The sequence below is a fragment of the Oscillospiraceae bacterium genome, from assembly GCA_025757685.1.
GTDB lineage: Bacteria > Bacillota > Clostridia > Oscillospirales > Acutalibacteraceae > CAG-217.
Map to the genome: position 1 here is coordinate 767220 of CP107220.1, position 17829 is coordinate 785048.

A 17829-nucleotide genomic window follows, 5' to 3' on the forward strand; every position below is an offset into this window, starting at 1 on the left:
ATGAAAAATTTCAGAGAATTGACAGAATTAACCGGCGCTTTGTTGTTTTTTGCGGCGAATATGAACAAGAATCAGGTAGCCGGCCACGCCTGCAACACAGGTGCCGCTGACGACCGCACCGATTGACAACCCCTTGGGGGTATAGCGCAGCTCCACCGTATGCTTACCGGGCTTGACGGTGGTCGTCAGCAGGGCTTCACCCAGCTTAAAGGTTTCCGCTTTTTTGCCGTCAATGTATACGCTCCACCCGGTGTCATAGGGAATGGAGGTGCACAGGTAGCTGTTCTCGCGAACGGCGATGGTGCCGGTAATGTGGGTCTCGCCCCAGTCGGTGACTTGCAGAGCGCTGTCTGCCAACAGGCGATAGCCTTTGGCAAATACGGTCTCGTCCACGCTGTATGCGTAAATAGAGGCGTAGCTCTCCGTGGCGCTCATACTCCCGGCGTCCAGGGATACTTTAATTTCCTCGCCCTTTTTGTGATAGCCTAGATCCATAATGTACGGCTCTTCAATATTTTGGGACAGGGTATTCTTTATGCCGTCACCACTGAATTCTGCCGTCTTGATTTCCGGCGAGGTCAGGTAGATATACACATTGCCGTCTCGTAGGGGACTGATGGTTACTTCCACCGTGCCGTATTGCTCGTCGCTGCTTGACTTGTTGAACCAAAACGTGCCGTTCTCCGAGCATGTGTCACCGGAGAGATTGTCGTAGCTGCAGTCCGTATAGCCGCAGGGTACAAATACCCCGTCCAGCCCTGTCGCCAGGCGGAAGTAGTCGCCCTGCACCTTAAAGGGATCGCCCTCATCCGCTGCCCAATCTTTCAAATGGGTTTTGGCTGCATAGGCAATGGGCAGGAAGCAGTCGTTCTCATACACGGCGGCGGATTTGTCCTTGTTGCGGTACACTTCCGTAAAATACCGATCGGTGGGGGTGGGATTGGTGGGCGTGGCGATCAGATATTTGATATTGAACATCATATTGTACACCGGGGTCTGTGGATTGTAGGTGTAGCTGTTGATCCGATTGCCAAACATACCCAGGTTGTATTGCAGCTGGGAGTAGTCCTCATACGCCATGGAGGAAAAGGTGGAAATGCCATTGTAGCCGTAATAGCTGGGGTCCATGCGCCGTTCCAGATAAGTTAGCTCCGTGCGGTAAAAGTCGTTGTCCTTTTTGTTGATGGCTTCTATGGACTCCCGATAAGCAGCGTAGTTGCTCTTGTAGTCGCTGTTGCCCTGGGTAATGAGAATGGAGGAGCAGTCGGAGACGATCACCTCGCTAAAGCACATGGCGATCACCGCAAAGGCCAGCACGCTCTTTTTGAACCCGGGCTTTTGCAGGCACAGCAGCAGCCCGCACCAGAGAATAAGAAAGGCGATGGTCACATAAATGGAGATCTCGCTCATCTTGGTAGTCATAAACTTCTGGGCCACGATCACATACAGCAGCCAGCCCAGACCCACGAATACAATGTCCTTATAGGCAATGTCCCGCATACGGCACAGACCGCGGAACGCCATCACCAGCACCAGGAAACAGTACATATAAGAGAAGCGGAAGGGCAGGTCGTTGGGGAAGTGGAAGGCGTGCCAAATGAAATTCATCGCATTATTGTCAAAGCTGAACAGGAGAAACAGAAGCAGTACAATATACACCGCCTTCTCCCGCAGAGAAATGCGCCTGTTAATGAGGTACAAGGGCACCAGCAGCAGCGGCAGCACGCCGCAGTAGATATTGGGCAGCACATCGTCGCCGCTGGAGCGAATGGTGGTCTCCAGGGCAGACAGGTGGGAGGTTAAAAAGTCAAAAATGGTAAAGTATGACTCAAAAGTGGTGGGGAAGCTGTCTGAGGTAGCGGAGCTGCCCCGCAGCAGGAAATAGGTGGGTAGCAGGGTCACAGCGCACAGCCCGCCGGCCAGCAAAGAGAACCCGGCAAAGCGCACGCACCGATTGAGAAACGGGTGACGCATGAGATTTTTGGCGCTGTACTTCTCCCGAGTGGTGAGCTTTTCGCCGCTCTTTTCCGGTCGGGGTTTGGCGGTCATCAGGAAGTAGGCCAAGAAGTACAGAACAGAGAAAATGCACGCCATATAGCCCATATAGTAATTGGACAGCAGCAGCACTGCCAGCGCGCCTGTGTAAAGAGCGCCCTTGCCGTTATGGACCAATTGCTCAATGCCCAGTACGATCAGTGGCAGCAGAATCATGCCGTCGATCCACATAATATTCCAGTAATACGCTAAAAAGTAGGCGCAAAAGGCGTAGAACACACCAAAGGCGGCACTCACATAAGAGTGGCGCTTTTGTGACGCCTTTAAGTAATAAGTAAAAGTGACGGCAGAGGCCATACACTTGACGATCACCAAAGCGGTGATGGCAAAGGAAATATCCGCCTTGTCAAATAGAAAGATCAGCACTGTAAAGGGGCTGGAAAGATAATTGAAATAGTTGCCGAGGAAGCTGCTGCCGCCGCCGCTCTCCCAGGAGTACAGCAGGCTTTTGCCCTCTACTACCCGGTCATACAGCTCTGCAAACAGCGGACCGTACTGGTGATACAGGTCCATACGCATGACCGTGCCGTCCCCAAACGGAAACACACTGTACACAATGAAAATAAAGAGAATGCCCAGCAGCGCCACAAAGGCGGATACCGCTAAAAAGCGGTTGGCAAAAAACAACTTGTACAGCCGGCCGCCGCTTTTAGTCGCTGCCTTGTCCCGGCAGTCAAACACCAGCAGGCGGTCAAACAGGTAGTTAAAAATGTAGACCACCGTTACCGTAGCCAGCCATACAAAGGGGGCTTCTCGCTTTAGCAGCGTGGCAAAGAGAAAATACAAGATCTTATAGAACCCAAAGTCCACGGCGCAGCGAAAGAGAAAGCCGCCGATCTGTTTGGGAACGGTTGCCATACCCCGGGGAAAGACAAATTTCTTCTCCAGTACAAAGGACAGCAACGCAGCCGCACCGGCACCGATCCCAACAGCCGCACCGGCCCCCAAGCCAAACGCCACCTTGCACAGCTGCTTGACGGCAAAAAGCACCAACAGGCACAGCGTGTAGGCGGCGGTGTAATTCACCGTTTCCGTATTCATCCACTTTGTAGCAAAGCGATGTTTGTTGTTTGCGGTAATGTCCATAAAATGCACCTCTTGCTTTTTGTGCGAATTAGATTTTAACATAACTCTGCCTATTTTATCATAATTATGGGCGGACTGCAACTGAAATAAACTAAGTAGGCATACAAGCCCTGTGTGGGGCATATCTTTTTACAGAAATGAAATGCGGGGTGACCTATGAACAATTTTGACGACGCGGCGCGGCTGCTGGCCCAGCCGCTGGGAGATCTGTTGCTGGCGCTGCCTGCGCAGACCAAGGAAGAAATTACGGAACTGCGGGTGCGCCGTGGGCGGCCGCTGGTGGTTATGTTGGGCAGTCGGACTTGCTTTCTTACCGATGGTGGTAAGCTGATCAATCACTGCTCGGCCCGGGCGCTGGATGTCACGGACCCCGCCTTTGACGCGCTGTTTGCTGCGGTTTGCGCCTACTCGGTACATACGCACATGGGCACACTGGTGGAGGGCTTTGTGACCGCACCCAACGGCAACCGGGTAGGTGTTGCCGCCACGGCAGTGGAAAAAGACGGCACCGTGACCGCCATTCGGGATGTGCAGTCCCTGAACATTCGTATTGCCCGAGAGGAGCGAGGCTGCGCCCGTGGGGTGCTGAACACGCTCTTTGTAGGCAGGCTGCCCAGTATCATTGTGGCAGCGCCGCCGGGGGGCGGTAAGACCACTGTACTGCGGGATCTGGCAAGAGCGCTGTCCGGCGGGTTCGGCGGACGGTATAGAAAGGTGAGTATCGTAGACGAGCGGGGCGAATTCGGCGGCTTTTCTCCTGGGGTGAACACGGATGTGCTGACCGGTTTTGGCAAGAAAAAAGGAATAGAGATTGCCGTGCGTACCTTGTCGCCGGAGTTGATCGTTTGTGACGAGATCGCCGACGATGCCGAGGTGGACGCCATTAAGGCCGGGTTCTCCTCCGGGGTGGCTTTTGCCGTATCCGTACATATTCGGGATGCGGAGGATTTGGTGCACAAGTCCATTATCAAAAAGCTGTATCTAACCGGCGAATTTGATTATGTGGTGCTGCTGGAAGAATACGGAGATACCTTTTCCGTGGTGGATTTGCGAGGTGGCGGCGATGAAGATCCTTGGACTGTGGATGATCGTACTTTTTTGCGGGGCGATCGGTATTTCACTGGCAGTTGAAGTGGGGCGGCGCTGTGAGCGGGCGCAGCTGCTTTGCCGCTTGGGGGAACAGGTGCGGCTTCTGCTGGATTACAGTATGACGGATACGGGGGCTATTTTTGCCCGGTTGGCGTCGGACCCCCGCTTTGCGCCCTTTGGTTTTTTGCAGGGCTGTGACCCGGCCAAGACCGTGACGGTCGCTACCGGGCTGACTGCCCGGGATGACCAAGAGTTGGCAGCCTTTTTGCAAAGGCTGGGCAAAAGCGATCTGCAAAACCAGTTGCGGCTCACCGACGGCTACATTGCCTTTGCCAAAGGCCGGGCAGAGGAATACGCTGCGCGGTGCAAGCGACAAAAACAGTTGTATGTGGCCTTTGGCCTGTCCGGCGGGCTGATTGCCGCCCTGCTGCTGGCCTAAAAAGATCAGGAGGTACAAATGAGCGTGGATTTTATATTCAAAATTGCGGCCATCGGTATGATCGTGGCGGTGCTGAACACCCTCTTGGTGCGCAGCGGACGGGAGGACCAGGCCATGCTCACCACCCTGGCCGGGGTGATTGTGGTTTTGATGATGTTGGTGCCGAAGATCAGCGCGCTTTTCTCCGGTATAAAATCTATGTTTGACCTATGATCCAGATCGCAGGGATCGCCGCCGTTTGCCTGCTGCTGACGGTGCTGCTGAGAAAAGAGAACCCCACCTTTGCTTTGCTGGTCACTGTGGCCGGTGCCGGACTGCTGTTTTACACGGTGTCTAAGTTGGCCGGCAGCGCCTTTGGCGTATTGGGCGACTTAAAGACCGCGGCAGGGGACACCGGGGCGTATATTGATCTGATGTTCAAGATCCTGGGGATTTCCATCGTGACCCAGGTGGTGTGCGATGTGTGCCGGGACAACGGCGCGTCCGCATTAGCTTCTCAAACGGAGACAGCAGCCAAAATTCTGGTACTGTCCCTACTGCTACCGCTGTTTCAAACGGTGATCGGAATTGTGACGGGACTTGTAAAATGAAGCGATTTGTATTGACATTTTTACTTTTGCTGGCGTTGCCCGGGGTGTGCTTTGCCGCCCAGTCGGCGCTCTCCGGCGACGGTTATCGCCAGGCGCTGTCCGGGTATGACCTGTCAGCGTTTGAAAAGCTGGGGGACGACGCAAACAGCGTGCTGGAGCAGCTGGGACTGGAGGATTTTGACTTTGAGACGGTGACGGCGCTGGACGCTAAGTCCTGCGTGCAGGTGCTGGGGCGGCTGGTGCGCCAAAATATCCAAACGCCGCTGCGGGCACTGCTGTCTGTGCTCAGCTTCACGCTGCTGTCCGCCTTTTTAACCGGCTTTTCCGGCAGCGGACTGCTGGGGCAAAACAGCTCTGTTTATTCCACTGCCTCCGCCTTGGTCATCGCGGCGCTGATCGCTGCCCAGTGTGCGGACACTGTGTCCCTTTGCTGTGCCACCATCGGCATTTGCGCGGACTTTGTGTTTGCGTTCTTCCCGGCATTTTTGGTCATTCTAACCGTGTCCGGCAGCAGCCTGACCGGGGTGTCCACCAACACGCTGCTGCTGGGGCTGGCGCAGGGGCTGAATATTCTGTCAGCCAAGCTGTTTGTGCCCCTGATCAACTGCTTTTTGGCACTGAGTCTGTGCTCCGGCGTGCGCAGTTCGCTGAATATTGACGGTGCGTTGCGTGTGGTGCGTAAGGGCTTGATCTCACTGATCTCCTTTTGCGCCGGGGCATTTGTGACGGTGCTGTCCGTGAAGACGGCGGTGGCCTCCCGGGCGGACGCGCTGGGACTGCGTTCTCTGCGCTTTGCCATCAATTCCGTAGTGCCGGTAATCGGCAGCGCAATCAGCGAGGGACTGCTGTCTATACAAAGCTACGCCGGGCTGGTGAAGAGCACGGTAGGCGTTGTGGGCATTATTGGGGTCATTGCCCTGTTTTTGCCGGCGCTTATAAATGTGATCGGCTGGCGTGTTAGCATTGCCGTGTCCGTGGCGGTGAGCGAGATCTTTGACGACCGCACCGTGTGCAAAATGCTGCGGGCCTTTGGCGACGCCTTTTTGCTGATGAATGTGGTGCTCATTCTCTCCATGGTCACCACGGTGATCTCCATCGGCATACTGATCGCTGCAAAGGGGGCTGCCGGGTAATGGATGTGGTAAAGCAGTGGACCCTGAACATTTGTTTGACCCTCATCGGGGCAGTTATCCTATCACTGGTATCGCCGAGGGGCAGTATGGGGCGATTTTATAAAACTGTACTGTCGCTTTTTATCATCGCCGGGTTTCTGCTGCCCATCACCGGCGGCGAGAAGGCGGATTTTTCCGCTTATTTTTCCGATGTCACAGCGCAGGCGGCAGACGCAAACAGCGTGTATGAAAGCCAAATCGAGAGCCGTGTTAAACAGACCCTGATTGCTGCCGGGTACAAGGATTGCAGTGTGCAGGCTTCGGTACGGATCAAAGAGCAAGAGATCTACATTCAAAAGCTGGTGGTCTCCGTGCCCGGCGACATGGATCGCCAGGCAGTGGCGGCGCTTCTTAAGGCACAGCTGGGATTGCAGCCGGTGGTAAAAGGACTGGGGGAGTAGAAATGACAGAGAAGTGGAAAGAACTGCTAAAGGCGCCGCAGGGACAGCGCAAGGTGTTCATTCTTCTGGCAGTGCTGGGGATTGCGCTGGTACTGCTCTCCGGCAATGGAACCGCAGGCAGCAAGAGTAAAAGTGAGACCACCACCGCCAGGGATTACGACGCCTATGTGGCGGATCTGGAGGGGCGGCTGCAAAAAACCGTTGCCAGTATGGACGGGGTGGGCACCTGCAAGGTGATGATCACGTTGGAGAAAAGCGACGAGAATGTGTACGCCACCAACAGCGAAAGCAAGCGAGATGCAGACAGCGGCAGCAGCAAGGAGGACTATGTGCTTTATGACCAGGACAGCGGCGAAAGCCCGCTGCTGCTCAGCGCCTACCTGCCCAATGTGCAGGGGGTGGCGGTGGTGTGCACCGGCGGCGACGATCCGGCTGTTCGAGAGAAGATCACCACCACAGTCGCTTCTCTCTTTGGCATACCCACAAATCGAATATCCGTCTCAAAACTGAAAGGGGAATAGGTGACCGAATATGAAAGAGAAAAAGCAAAAGGAACCGGGGGCTGAAATGCAAGAGGTGCTCACGGAGGAACAGCTGAAAAAGCGAAAGCTGCACCGGGCGCGGGTAAGCCTGGGTTGTATGGTGCTGATTTTGGCTGTCGGCGTAGTGGGCAACTGGTACTGGGAGAACAGCGATATTTCCACAAAAATCAGTACAGTCAGCGCCCAGCGCACGAAGACCCTGGGGGAGGCCACCTTTGTGGATGCTACCACTGAGGCTGCTACGGAGAACAGCTACTTTACCCAGGCCAAGCTGGATCGGCAAAGCAGTCGGGACGCTGCGCTGGAAAAGCTGCAAAAAATCGTGGATACCGCGGATAAAAGCGCGGCAGCCCATAAAGAAGCGGCACAGAAGATTGCTAAGATCTCCGACGGCATCAATGCGGAAAACAAAATTGAAACACTGGTGACCGCCAAGGGCGTGGGGCAGTGTCTGGCGATCGTGAGCACAGATGGCAAAAAAGTCGATGTGATCGTAGACAGCAATGACCTGTCTGACGCACTGATCTTGCAGATTAAGGAGATCGCCGTGGAACAGGTTGGCTGTGATTATAAAAATGTGACCATCATTCAGTCTAAATAAATTCCAAAACTGTCTTGTAAGTTGCTTTTACTTATGTTATAATAAACGCACATTTGCAGCGGCATATCCGCTGGCAACAAAGGAGCGTTTTTTACATGGAGATCAATACAAGCACTTCCATGGGTGAACTGGTCATTTCCGAAGAAGTGATCTCAGCCATCGCCACCAATGCAGCCAAAGATGTGGACGGCATTGCCGGGTTCTCTAATCGCCCGGTGGATGTGGTCAATACCATTAAGAAGGGCAGCCTGAAGGTAATGAGCCCGGTGCGTGTTTTGGCAGACGGTGAGGATTTGAACATCAGCATTTATGTGAACATGCTGCCCGGTAAAAAGATCCGCCAAGTGGCGGAAGAGGTACAGCAGGCGGTCAAGGAGTCTGTGCAGAATATGACCGGTAAGCTGGTGTCTAAAGTCAATGTGATCATCGCCGGACTGGAATTTGACCAGCCGGAGAGTGAAACGGAACCTTGTGAAACTGAAGAGTAAAAACGGATTTTACCGACAAGGCGGCGTTTCTTGTCGGTTTTTTCTTTTGGAGGAAGTTTATGAAACGGAACGAACAGCGCGAGCAGGCGTTTATCCTGCTGTTTGAGTACCTGTTTTTGCCCCAGGACGACCTGGTGGCCATCTATGACGAAAATATCGGCACGGTAAGCGATTATGCAAAAGAACTTTACACCGGCGTGCTTGCCAATTTGGACAAGCTGGACGAGACCCTGGCAAGCTATTCCAAAAAGTGGAAGCTGAACCGTCTGCCCAAGGTGAGCCTGACTGTGCTGCGCCTGGCGCTCTACGAAATGGAGTTTGTGGACGATCTGCCGGACAGCGTGGCGATCAATGAGGCTGTGGAGTTGGCAAAGAAGTACGGCAGTCAGGAAGACGCCAGCTTTATCAACGGCGTGCTGGGTGCTGTGTCTCGGAGTAAAGCGAAATGATTCTGGGAATAGACACCAGCAATTACACCACCTCTGCCGCTGTGCTGGACGGTGAAGCGCTCACCCAGCAAAAGCAGCTTTTGGAGGTGCGCCCGGGAGAGCGGGGCCTGCGCCAGAGCGACGCCCTGTTTCAGCATACGCGCAATTTGCCGTTGCTGTTTGATAAACTGCCGCCAATGGATGGGGTGACCGCCGTTGGTGTCAGCACCCGACCGCGGAATGTGGAGGGCAGCTATATGCCTTGCTTTTTGGCAGGGATCAGCGCGGCGACTGCTGCCGCTAAGGCTGCCGGTTGCCCTCTTTATACCACCTCTCACCAAGTGGGGCACATTTTGGCGGCACTGTACGGTGCCGGTGCGCTGGAGATGATCCGTGCGCCCTTTGTGGCCTTTCATGTGTCCGGCGGTACAACGGAAGCCCTTCTTGTGGAACCGCACAAGGAAGAATTGATTTCCGCCCGCTGCGTGGCGGCCAGTTCGGACTTAAAGGCCGGGCAGCTGATTGACCGTACCGGGGTGCGGCTGGGTCTGCAATTCCCTTGTGGTCCGGCGCTGGAACAGCTGGCGCTGCAAAGCAGGGTAAGTTATAAAATCAAGCCCTCGATGCAGGGAGCGAATTGCTCTTTGTCCGGGGTGGAAAATCAAGTGGACAAGCGCTTGCAGGCAGGGGATGCACCGGCCGATATTGCCCGGTTTGTGCTCTCCAGCGTATCTGCTGCCTTACAAGGTATGGTGCAGGCTGTGTTTGCCGAATATGGCCGGCTGCCGCTGCTGTTTGCCGGTGGCGTGATGTCAAACACCATCTTGCGCCGAGAACTGGAAACAGCCTTTGGCGGCGTGTTTGCCCCGCCGTCGCTGAGTTGTGATAATGCGGCCGGTGTGGCCGTGTATGCTGCTCTGTGCAGCAAAGAACTGGAATGATGACTGTACTTTCTGTTTCTAAACTGAATTTTTATTTGCGCGCACTGCTGGAAGGGGACGCACCGCTGCAAAATCTTTATGTAAGCGGTGAGATCTCCAACTTTAAGCGCTATCCCACCAGCGGACACTGCTACTTTACCCTGCGGGACGAAAAAGCGCAGCTGAAATGCGTGCTGTTTGCCGCCCAGGGCGCACACCTGCGATTTGCGCCGGAGAACGGTATGCGGGTGATTTGCCGAGGTCGGGTGAGCGTGTATGAAAGAGACGGCGTGTGTCAGCTGTATGTGGACGATATGCAACCCCAGGGCGCCGGTGCACTGGCTGTGGCCTTTGAGCAGTTAAAGTCTCGTTTGGCGGCTGCCGGGCTGTTTGATGAGAGTCACAAGCAACCGATACCCAAGTACCCCCGGCGGATTGGCGTAGCCACCTCTGCTTACGGTGCGGCAGTGGCGGATATTAAGCAGATTACCGCTCGGCGCTTTCCTGCGGCGGAACTGGTGATCGCCCCCACCGTGGTGCAGGGCGACGGCGCGCCGGAAAGCATTGCCCGGTCTATTGAACAGCTGGACCAAATGGGGCTGGATGTACTGATCGTTGGCCGTGGCGGCGGGTCTATGGAGGATCTGTGGGCATTTAATACGGAGACGGTGATCAATGCCGTCTATACTTGCAAAACACCCATCATCTCTGCCGTTGGGCATGAGACGGATTTTACGATTACGGATTTTGTGGCGGATATGCGGGCACCTACCCCCAGCGCGGCGGCGGAGTTGGCTGTGCCGGATCGGGAGGAAGAGCTGCGCCGCATTGCGCAGCTTGAAACCATTGCTTCCCGCGCGTTGCGCAGTCTTGTGGAACGGGAAAATCAGCGACTGGACAGTTGCTTGGCGCGCAGAGGCAGCGCCGGGACATATATTTCGACTCAACGGGAACGGTTACAAGCCTTGATGAACGGTAACCGGCAACAAATCCAGCTCCGCTTAGAGCGGGAGAACACCCGTTTGGAACGCGTGCTGGAACAAATTGAAGCTTACAGCCCGCTGGCGGTGTTGCGCCGAGGTTATACACTGGTGCGCCATACAGACGGTTCACCGGTGACCAAAAAAGAAGAATTATCACCGGGTACTGCATTGCGCCTGCAATTTGCAGACGGAAGTGTGCCGGTGCAGGTTTTGGAGGAAAGAGAAGATGAATGAAGAAAACTTGACTTACGCTGAAGCAATGCAGCGCCTGGAGAACATCAGCGCCCGCTTAGAGAACGGTTCGGTGCCCTTGGAGGAGAGTATTGCCCTTTATGAGGAGAGTGCCAAACTGGCAGCCTACTGCAAACAGATCTTGCAGCAGGCGCAGCAAAAAATTACGGAATTGGCTGGTGACGAAAAATGACAAACGATGCATTTCAAAATACTCTTGCCAATGATCAACGGCTGATCGAGAATGCTTTACAGCAGCTTTTGCCTCCCACGGTATTTGACCAGGGTGAGGTGGTGGAAGCCATGCGTTACAGCTTGATGAACGGCGGCAAACGGCTGCGCCCGGTGCTGGCACTGGAGTTTTGCAAAGCCTGTGGCGGTGACCGGCACGCCGTTTTGGAGCCGGCCTGCGCTCTGGAATATGTACACACTTACAGCTTGATCCATGATGATCTGCCCTGTATGGACGATGACGATCTGCGCCGTGGCAGACCCAGCTGTCACAAGGCATATCCGGAGAATATTGCTCTGCTGGCCGGTGACGCGCTGCTGACCCACGCTTTTGAGATCATAGCCGACTGTGAACTTTCTGCGGATGCGAAGTGCCAAATGGTTAGTCTACTGGCGGCCAATGCAGGCGTCAGCGGAATGATCGGCGGTCAGGTTCTGGATTTGAAATATGAAGCCGCTGACCCCTCCTTGCAGCAACTGCTGACGGTGCATAAGTTGAAAACCGGCGCACTGATCTCTGCCGCCTGCATTTTGGGTTGCTTGGCAGCCGGTGCTACGCAGGCGCAAATTGCCGCTGCTTCTGATTTTGCCTATAATCTGGGCATTGCGTTCCAAATCAAGGATGATATTTTGGACATTACCGGCACCAGCGAAATGCTGGGCAAGCCTGTTGGCTCGGACAGTGACAAGGGCAAGGTGACCTATGCCACTAAGGTAGGGCTGGAAAAGGCGCAGCAAGATGTGGCGTTACTGACGGATAAAGCGCTGGAAAGCCTGCGTGCCTTTGACGATACAGACTTTTTACAGGCACTTGCCCAGTCGTTGATTAGTCGGAATCACTGATTTTTTGCATTATTATACAAATCTTGCATTTTTATTCAGGCTATGGTACAATAGCCTCATGAAAAGAGTTGAGTTATTTGTCTCTTTTAGACAGCATTCAGTCTCCTAAGGACTTGAAAAAAATGAATCGTGATGAGCTGGAACAGTTGTGTTCAGAGATCCGCGATTTGCTGGTGCAGACTGTGTCCCATAACGGCGGGCACTTGGCCTCCAATTTGGGCGTGGTGGAGTTGACCGTGGCGTTGCACCGGGTGTTTAACAGCCCGTCCGACCCCATTATCTTTGATGTGGGTCACCAGTGCTATACCCACAAGATCCTCACCGGACGCAAGGATGATTTTGTTACCCTGCGCACCGAGGGCGGCATCAGCGGCTTTACCCGACCGGACGAGAGCGAGCACGATATTTTTTCCTCCGGCCACAGTTCTACGGCCATTTCCCAAGCCATTGGTTTGGCTAAGGCAAAAGCGCTGCGGGGCGAAAAGGGCAAGGTGATTGCTGTGATCGGCGACGGCGCCATGACCGGCGGTCTGGCCTATGAGGCCCTGAACAACTCCGGCACGGAGAACGATAATTTGATCGTTATTCTCAACGATAACAATATGTCTATCAGCCAAAATGTAGGTGCTTTGGCAAAAAATCTGACCAGTATTCGCACCTCCCGGGCCTATTTTACCTTTAAGAGCAAAGTAGAGCATTTTCTGTCCCGCATTCCCAAGGTGGGCAGCCAGCTTTGTCGTTTTTTCACCAATATGAATTCTGCCATTCGTAAGCGGATCTATAAGGCCACCATGTTTGAGGATATGGGCTTTCGTTATTACGGACCCATTGACGGCCACGACCTGCGCGCATTGACGGATGCCTTGACAGTGGCTAAGGCGCACAAGCACTCGGTGCTGATCCACATTAACACGGTGAAGGGTATGGGTTATCGCCCTGCTGAAAAGAACCCCACCCAGTTCCACGGTATCGGCAAATTCGATGTAAACACCGGTGAGCCGCTGAGCAAAGGGGAGACTTTTTCCTCCGTATTCGGTAATACAGTGTGCGACTTTGCCGCCAAGGACGCCCGTATTTGCTGCATAACAGCGGCTATGGCTGCGGGCACCGGATTAACCCGTTTTGCCAGCGAATATCCCCAGCGCTTTTTCGATGTGGGTATTGCGGAGCAGCACGCAGTTACTTTTTCCGGCGGCTTGGCGCGAGGCGGTATGGTGCCGATTTTTGCGGTGTATTCCACCTTTTTGCAACGCGCTTATGACCAGCTGATTCATGATGTATCCATGCAAGGATTAAAGGTGATCCTGGCAGTGGATCGGGCCGGCTTTGTCGGTGAGGACGGCGAGAGCCACCAGGGAATTTTTGATACCTCTTATCTCAATTCCGTGCCCGGCTGGACGGTGTATGCGCCTACATATTATGCGGAGCTGTGCTCCATGCTGTACCAGGCCATTTATGTGGACCCGGGTGCTGTGGCCATTCGTTACCCCAGAGGGGGAGAGCCAACCCCGCCGGAAGGCTATCAGTACGAGAAAGAGCCGTTTCGTATCTTCGGCGATCCGGGCGCCAAGCGCTGCCTGGTGACATACGGGCGGCTGTTTGATACCTGTCTGCAAGCCAAAGGAGAGCTGGACGATACTTTTGTTATTAAACTGAACCGGATTCGCCCCATTGCGCCGGAGGCGGTGGCTGCCGCTGCCCAGGCGCAGGTCATTTGGTTCTATGAAGAAGCCACGGTCAGCGGCGGCGTGGGGCAAACCTTTGCCGCTTTGCTGGAAGAAAAAGGCACAAGCGCCCGGTTTTTCCACAAGGCCGTGCCGGATACATTTGTAAAACAGGCGTCTGTGGACAGCCAACTCCGCAAGTTTGGGCTGGACAAGGCGTCCATAGTCAGTGAGGTCAACCATGCAGAAGAAAACCCGGCTTGATGTGGCTGTGTTTGAGGGCGGTTACGCCCCCAGCAGAGAAAAGGCGAAGGCCATTATTATGGCCGGTCAGGTCTATGTAAACAACCAAAAAGTGGACAAGGCCGGTTTTGAATTAAAAGAAGGCGACAAGCTGGAAGTGCGGGGCAAAACGCTGAAATATGTGAGCCGCGGCGGGTTGAAGCTGGAAAAGGCCATGCAGGTCTTTCCCATTACTTTAGCGGACAAAACCTGTATGGATGTGGGAGCGTCCACCGGTGGGTTTACGGACTGTATGCTGCAAAACGGCGCAAAGCGGGTGTATTCCGTTGATGTGGGCTATGGCCAGCTGGCCTGGAGCCTGCGCACGGACGATCGGGTGGTGAACCTGGAGCGCACCAACTTCCGCCATATTACAGAGGAACAGGTGCCGGAAGCCATTGACTTTGCGTCTGTGGATGTATCCTTCATTTCCTTAAAGCATATTTTTCCAAATTTGCATTTACTGCTGCGCCCCTGTGGGCAGGCGGTGTGCCTGATCAAGCCCCAGTTTGAGGCCGGTCGGGATAAAGTGGGCAAAAAAGGTGTGGTGCGGGAAGCCGCCACCCACCTGGAAGTGGTGGAACGGGTAATCGGTATGGCTATCGAGAACGGCTTTTCTGTTCTCGGTCTGGAATTTTCCCCGGTAAAAGGGCCGGAGGGGAATATTGAATACCTGTTGTATGTGGAAAAGTCTGAGGCGCCTGTGGTTGCGCCGGAGGTAGACCCGGCCGCGCTGGTGGGTCGCTCCCATGAGGCATTGGTATGATTATTTCTGTTTTTCCTTATATTGAAAATGAGTCGGTACGCCGTCTGACCGGTGATGTGCTCAGCGAGTTGGATCGGCTGAAATGTCATGTATATGTAACCCAGGAGTGCGCCGGTCAGCTGCCCGGGCATCATGTGGTATACAGTAAGCCGGACAAGATGATGGAGGACTGTGATCTTGCGATCGCCATCGGCGGCGACGGTACCACCCTGCGTATCGCCAAGAAAGCGGCTTTTTATGACAAGTGCGTGCTGGGCATTAACGGCGGACGACTGGGCTTTATGAGCGGCTTGGAGGCCAACGAACTGTCCTTGCTGGGCAATGTGGTTACCGGCAAATATAAGGTAGACAAACGGATGATGCTCCAGGCGGATATTATCCGTGAAAATCAGGCGACAGAGACGTTTCACTGTCTGAATGACGCGGTGGTTACTCGTGGTGATTACGCTCGGCTGATAGATGTAAATATCCACTGTGAGGAGCGCCCGGTGTGGGATGTGCGGGCGGACGGTGTGATCGTGTCCACCCCAACCGGCTCCACGGCGTACTCAATGGCGGCAGGCGGACCGGTGGTCAGCCCGGAGACGGATTGCTTTGTGGTCACCTCCATTTGCCCCCATTCGCTGATTGACCGCAGCATTGTGTTCCCCAGCAGTAAGGCACTGTATGTAAGGGTACAGAATGATGTGGACAACAACTCGATTTTTACAGCGGACGGCAAGCGCCCGGTACAGATTGACGGTCGCACGGTAGTGCGCATTTCCAAATCTCCCTATGTGGCGCGGCTTATTAAAGTGAAGCCGGACAATTTTTACGAAATTTTGCGAAAAAAGATCATTGAAAGGTGATTGGGATGAAAAAAAGACGACAGGCAAAGATCCTGGAGATCATCTCCAAATACGAGACGGAAACCCAGGAGGATTTGCAAAAATATTTGCATGAGGCCGGCTTTGAAGTCACCCAGGCCACCATTTCCAGGGATATTAAAGAGCTGCGGCTGGTGAAGGCACACAGTGCAGACGGCAAGTATGTGTACTCCACCGGCAAGCACCCCAAGGAGGAAAATTTCGGCCGCACAGCAGGTATTTTCAACGAGGCCATCTTAAAGGTGCAGTACGCCATGAACACCGTGTGTATCAAGTGCTTTTCCGGTATGGCAAACGCTGCCTGTGCCGCCATTGACTCTATGGACTGGGACGGCGTAGTGGGTACCATCGCCGGGGATGATACCATCTTTGTGCTTTGCCGCAGTGAGCGGGAAGCCCAGATCTTTACCGTAAATTTGGAGAAGATGCTCCATGCTTAAAGTGCTGGAAATTGAGAATATTGCCGTGATTGAAAAAGCAGCGGTGCAGTTTGACACCGGGCTGAATGTACTCACAGGTGAGACCGGCGCAGGTAAGTCCATTGTGGTGGACGCCATCAACGCCATTCTTGGCGAGCGTACATCCCGGGAGCTGGTGCGCCACGGTGCGCCCCAGGCAGTGGTACGCGCCTTCTTTGAGGGGGTGGACCCTTCCGTGCAGGCTGTGATCGGCAATTTGGGTCTGGAGCCGGAGGCGGACGGTTCGCTGGTGCTTTACCGACGGATTTCTGCCGAGGGCAAAAGCAGTTGCAAGATCAACGGTGCGCCCTGTACTGTGACTATGCTGCGCGCGGTGGGTAATGCACTGGTGAATATCCACGGTCAGCACGACTCCCAAACGCTGCTGGACCCGGAGGCACATGTGCACTTTGTGGATATGCTGGCAGAGAGTGACCGCACCTTGACGGCGTATCAATCGGTGTTTCACCAATTTTTGTCTGTGCGGCGGCGGTTAAAGGCGCTGACGGCGGACGAAGAAGACAAAGAAAATAAGCTGGATCTGCTGAACTACCAGATCAAAGAGCTGGAGGACGCAGATATACAGATCGGCGAGACCGAGCGGCTGAACGCCCGCCGCACGGAGCTGAGTGAGGCAGAGGCGGTGCGCGTCGCCTTGCAAGATGTGGCTTATACCATGGGTGGAGACGAGGAGTTCTCCGGGGTGTGCGGCTATTTGCGGGCGTTGGCAGCCAAGACAGCACCCTATGCTTCCTTGCAAAGCATCAGCGAGCAACTGTATGCTTTGTGTGACAGCGCCGAGACTTGCAAAGACGACGCAGAACAGAAGCTGGACGCCTTGGACGCTGATCCGGAGGAGCAAGCCCAAATTGAGGAGCGGCTGGATCAATTGTACCGCCTGTCCTTAAAATACGGCGCTACGGAGCAGGAAATGCTGGGCAAGCTGGATGAAATGCGCGCCCAGCGGGAGGAAATCCTCTTTGCCGACCGGGAGTTGGAGACCCTCAGTAAGTCCTATGACGACTTGCTTCTGCAAGTGCAAACGGCGGCAGAGCATTTGACCAAGGAACGCAAGCAGGTGGCTGCCAAGCTGGAAAAGGAAGTTTGCAGAGAACTGGCGTATTTGGATATGCCGGGTATTCGCTTTGTGGTGGACTTTGGCAAAGGTAAGCTGTCCTCTATCGGGCAGGATACGGTGCAGTTTTTGATTTCCACGAACCCGGGCGAGCCGCCCAAGCCCCTGGCTAAAATCGCCAGTGGCGGTGAATTGTCCCGCATCATGCTTGCCATCAAGACCATTTTGGCCCACAAAGATACGGTGGGCACCCTGATTTTTGACGAGATTGACACTGGGGTCAGCGGCCGTGCCAGCCAAAAGATCGGCTTAAAGCTGCGAGCGGTGGCTGAGGACACCCAAGTGATTTGTGTGACGCACTCGGCACAGATTGCATCTCTGGCCGGGGCGCACTTCCTGATCCAAAAGCAGGTGAAAGGGGAGCGCACGTATACGCATGTGCAGCGCCTGGACTTTGACGGTCGAGCGAGAGAACTGGCGCGCATTATGGGCGGACTGGAAATTACACCGGCGCTGCTGTCTACGGCAGAGGAAATGCTGCGTACTGCCCGGGAGGGATAATCGTAATGGGCGTGAATATGGAACAAAAAGTAAAAAACGGCACATGCGCCTTTCGCCT

20 protein-coding genes are annotated in these 17829 nt (G+C 54.5%); 19 read left to right on the plus strand and 1 reads right to left on the minus strand.

What is annotated here, in order from left to right; genetic code table 11:
* Positions 1-27 precede the first annotated feature (27 nt).
* Positions 28-3141: a YfhO family protein gene (locus OGM59_03460; protein ID UYI91531.1), complete on the minus strand. Its 3114-nt coding sequence runs from the start codon at positions 3139-3141 to the stop codon at positions 28-30.
* Positions 3142-3297: 156 nt separating this feature from the next.
* Between OGM59_03460 and OGM59_03465 the strand changes: the two genes are divergently transcribed.
* From OGM59_03465 to recN, 19 genes are all read left to right on the plus strand, one after another.
* On the plus strand, positions 3298-4272 hold the full coding sequence (locus tag OGM59_03465) for a hypothetical protein (GenBank protein UYI91532.1): 975 nt from the start codon (positions 3298-3300) through the stop codon (positions 4270-4272).
* Positions 4205-4669 (plus strand): stage III sporulation protein AB, encoded by a 465-nt coding sequence (locus OGM59_03470; GenBank protein ID UYI91533.1) that lies wholly within the window; start codon positions 4205-4207, stop codon positions 4667-4669. Before OGM59_03465 ends, OGM59_03470 begins: the two co-directional genes overlap by 68 nt.
* Before the next feature lie 18 nt (positions 4670-4687).
* Positions 4688-4882: a stage III sporulation protein AC gene (gene spoIIIAC / locus OGM59_03475; protein UYI91534.1), complete on the plus strand. Its 195-nt coding sequence runs from the start codon at positions 4688-4690 to the stop codon at positions 4880-4882.
* Positions 4879-5259 carry a stage III sporulation AC/AD family protein gene (locus OGM59_03480; protein ID UYI91535.1) on the plus strand — a complete coding sequence of 127 codons (381 nt, stop codon included), beginning with the start codon at positions 4879-4881 and terminating at the stop codon, positions 5257-5259. The genes spoIIIAC and OGM59_03480 overlap by 4 nt, the downstream gene beginning before the upstream one ends.
* Positions 5256-6392: a stage III sporulation protein AE gene (locus OGM59_03485; protein ID UYI91536.1), complete on the plus strand. Its 1137-nt coding sequence runs from the start codon at positions 5256-5258 to the stop codon at positions 6390-6392. Before OGM59_03480 ends, OGM59_03485 begins: the two co-directional genes overlap by 4 nt.
* The gene (locus OGM59_03490; protein UYI91537.1) at positions 6392-6832 is read left to right on the plus strand and encodes a hypothetical protein; all 441 of its coding nucleotides are present in this window, start codon (positions 6392-6394) and stop codon (positions 6830-6832) included. The genes OGM59_03485 and OGM59_03490 overlap by 1 nt, the downstream gene beginning before the upstream one ends.
* A 2-nt stretch (positions 6833-6834) precedes the next feature.
* Entirely contained in the window at positions 6835-7353 is a 519-nt protein-coding gene (locus tag OGM59_03495; protein ID UYI91538.1) for a hypothetical protein, read from the plus strand.
* Between the two features lie 10 nt (positions 7354-7363).
* On the plus strand, positions 7364-7975 hold the full coding sequence (locus OGM59_03500) for a SpoIIIAH-like family protein (protein ID UYI91539.1): 612 nt from the start codon (positions 7364-7366) through the stop codon (positions 7973-7975).
* 95 nt (positions 7976-8070) lie between these two features.
* Positions 8071-8463, plus strand: coding sequence for an Asp23/Gls24 family envelope stress response protein (locus OGM59_03505; GenBank protein ID UYI91540.1), 393 nt, complete (start codon positions 8071-8073; stop codon positions 8461-8463).
* A gap of 59 nt (positions 8464-8522) precedes the next feature.
* Positions 8523-8912, plus strand: coding sequence for a transcription antitermination factor NusB (nusB, locus tag OGM59_03510; GenBank protein ID UYI91541.1), 390 nt, complete (start codon positions 8523-8525; stop codon positions 8910-8912).
* The gene (locus OGM59_03515; GenBank protein UYI91542.1) at positions 8909-9832 is read left to right on the plus strand and encodes a peptidase M22; all 924 of its coding nucleotides are present in this window, start codon (positions 8909-8911) and stop codon (positions 9830-9832) included. Before nusB ends, OGM59_03515 begins: the two co-directional genes overlap by 4 nt.
* Positions 9829-11028 (plus strand): exodeoxyribonuclease VII large subunit, encoded by a 1200-nt coding sequence (gene xseA / locus OGM59_03520; GenBank protein UYI91543.1) that lies wholly within the window; start codon positions 9829-9831, stop codon positions 11026-11028. Before OGM59_03515 ends, xseA begins: the two co-directional genes overlap by 4 nt.
* Positions 11021-11218, plus strand: a complete 198-nt coding sequence (gene xseB, locus OGM59_03525; GenBank protein UYI91544.1) for an exodeoxyribonuclease VII small subunit — start codon at positions 11021-11023, stop codon at positions 11216-11218. The genes xseA and xseB overlap by 8 nt, the downstream gene beginning before the upstream one ends.
* Complete coding sequence (locus OGM59_03530; GenBank protein UYI91545.1) at positions 11215-12099, plus strand: polyprenyl synthetase family protein; 885 nt, start codon at positions 11215-11217, stop codon at positions 12097-12099. Before xseB ends, OGM59_03530 begins: the two co-directional genes overlap by 4 nt.
* Before the next feature lie 122 nt (positions 12100-12221).
* Entirely contained in the window at positions 12222-14027 is a 1806-nt protein-coding gene (gene dxs, locus OGM59_03535; GenBank protein ID UYI91546.1) for a 1-deoxy-D-xylulose-5-phosphate synthase, read from the plus strand.
* Positions 14005-14811: a TlyA family RNA methyltransferase gene (locus OGM59_03540; protein UYI91547.1), complete on the plus strand. Its 807-nt coding sequence runs from the start codon at positions 14005-14007 to the stop codon at positions 14809-14811. The genes dxs and OGM59_03540 overlap by 23 nt, the downstream gene beginning before the upstream one ends.
* The gene (locus OGM59_03545; protein ID UYI91548.1) at positions 14808-15659 is read left to right on the plus strand and encodes an NAD(+)/NADH kinase; all 852 of its coding nucleotides are present in this window, start codon (positions 14808-14810) and stop codon (positions 15657-15659) included. Before OGM59_03540 ends, OGM59_03545 begins: the two co-directional genes overlap by 4 nt.
* Positions 15660-15664: 5 nt before the next feature.
* On the plus strand, positions 15665-16117 hold the full coding sequence (gene argR, locus OGM59_03550; protein ID UYI91549.1) for an arginine repressor: 453 nt from the start codon (positions 15665-15667) through the stop codon (positions 16115-16117).
* Positions 16110-17771 (plus strand): DNA repair protein RecN, encoded by a 1662-nt coding sequence (recN, locus tag OGM59_03555; GenBank protein ID UYI91550.1) that lies wholly within the window; start codon positions 16110-16112, stop codon positions 17769-17771. Before argR ends, recN begins: the two co-directional genes overlap by 8 nt.
* Positions 17772-17829: the final 58 nt, after the last annotated feature.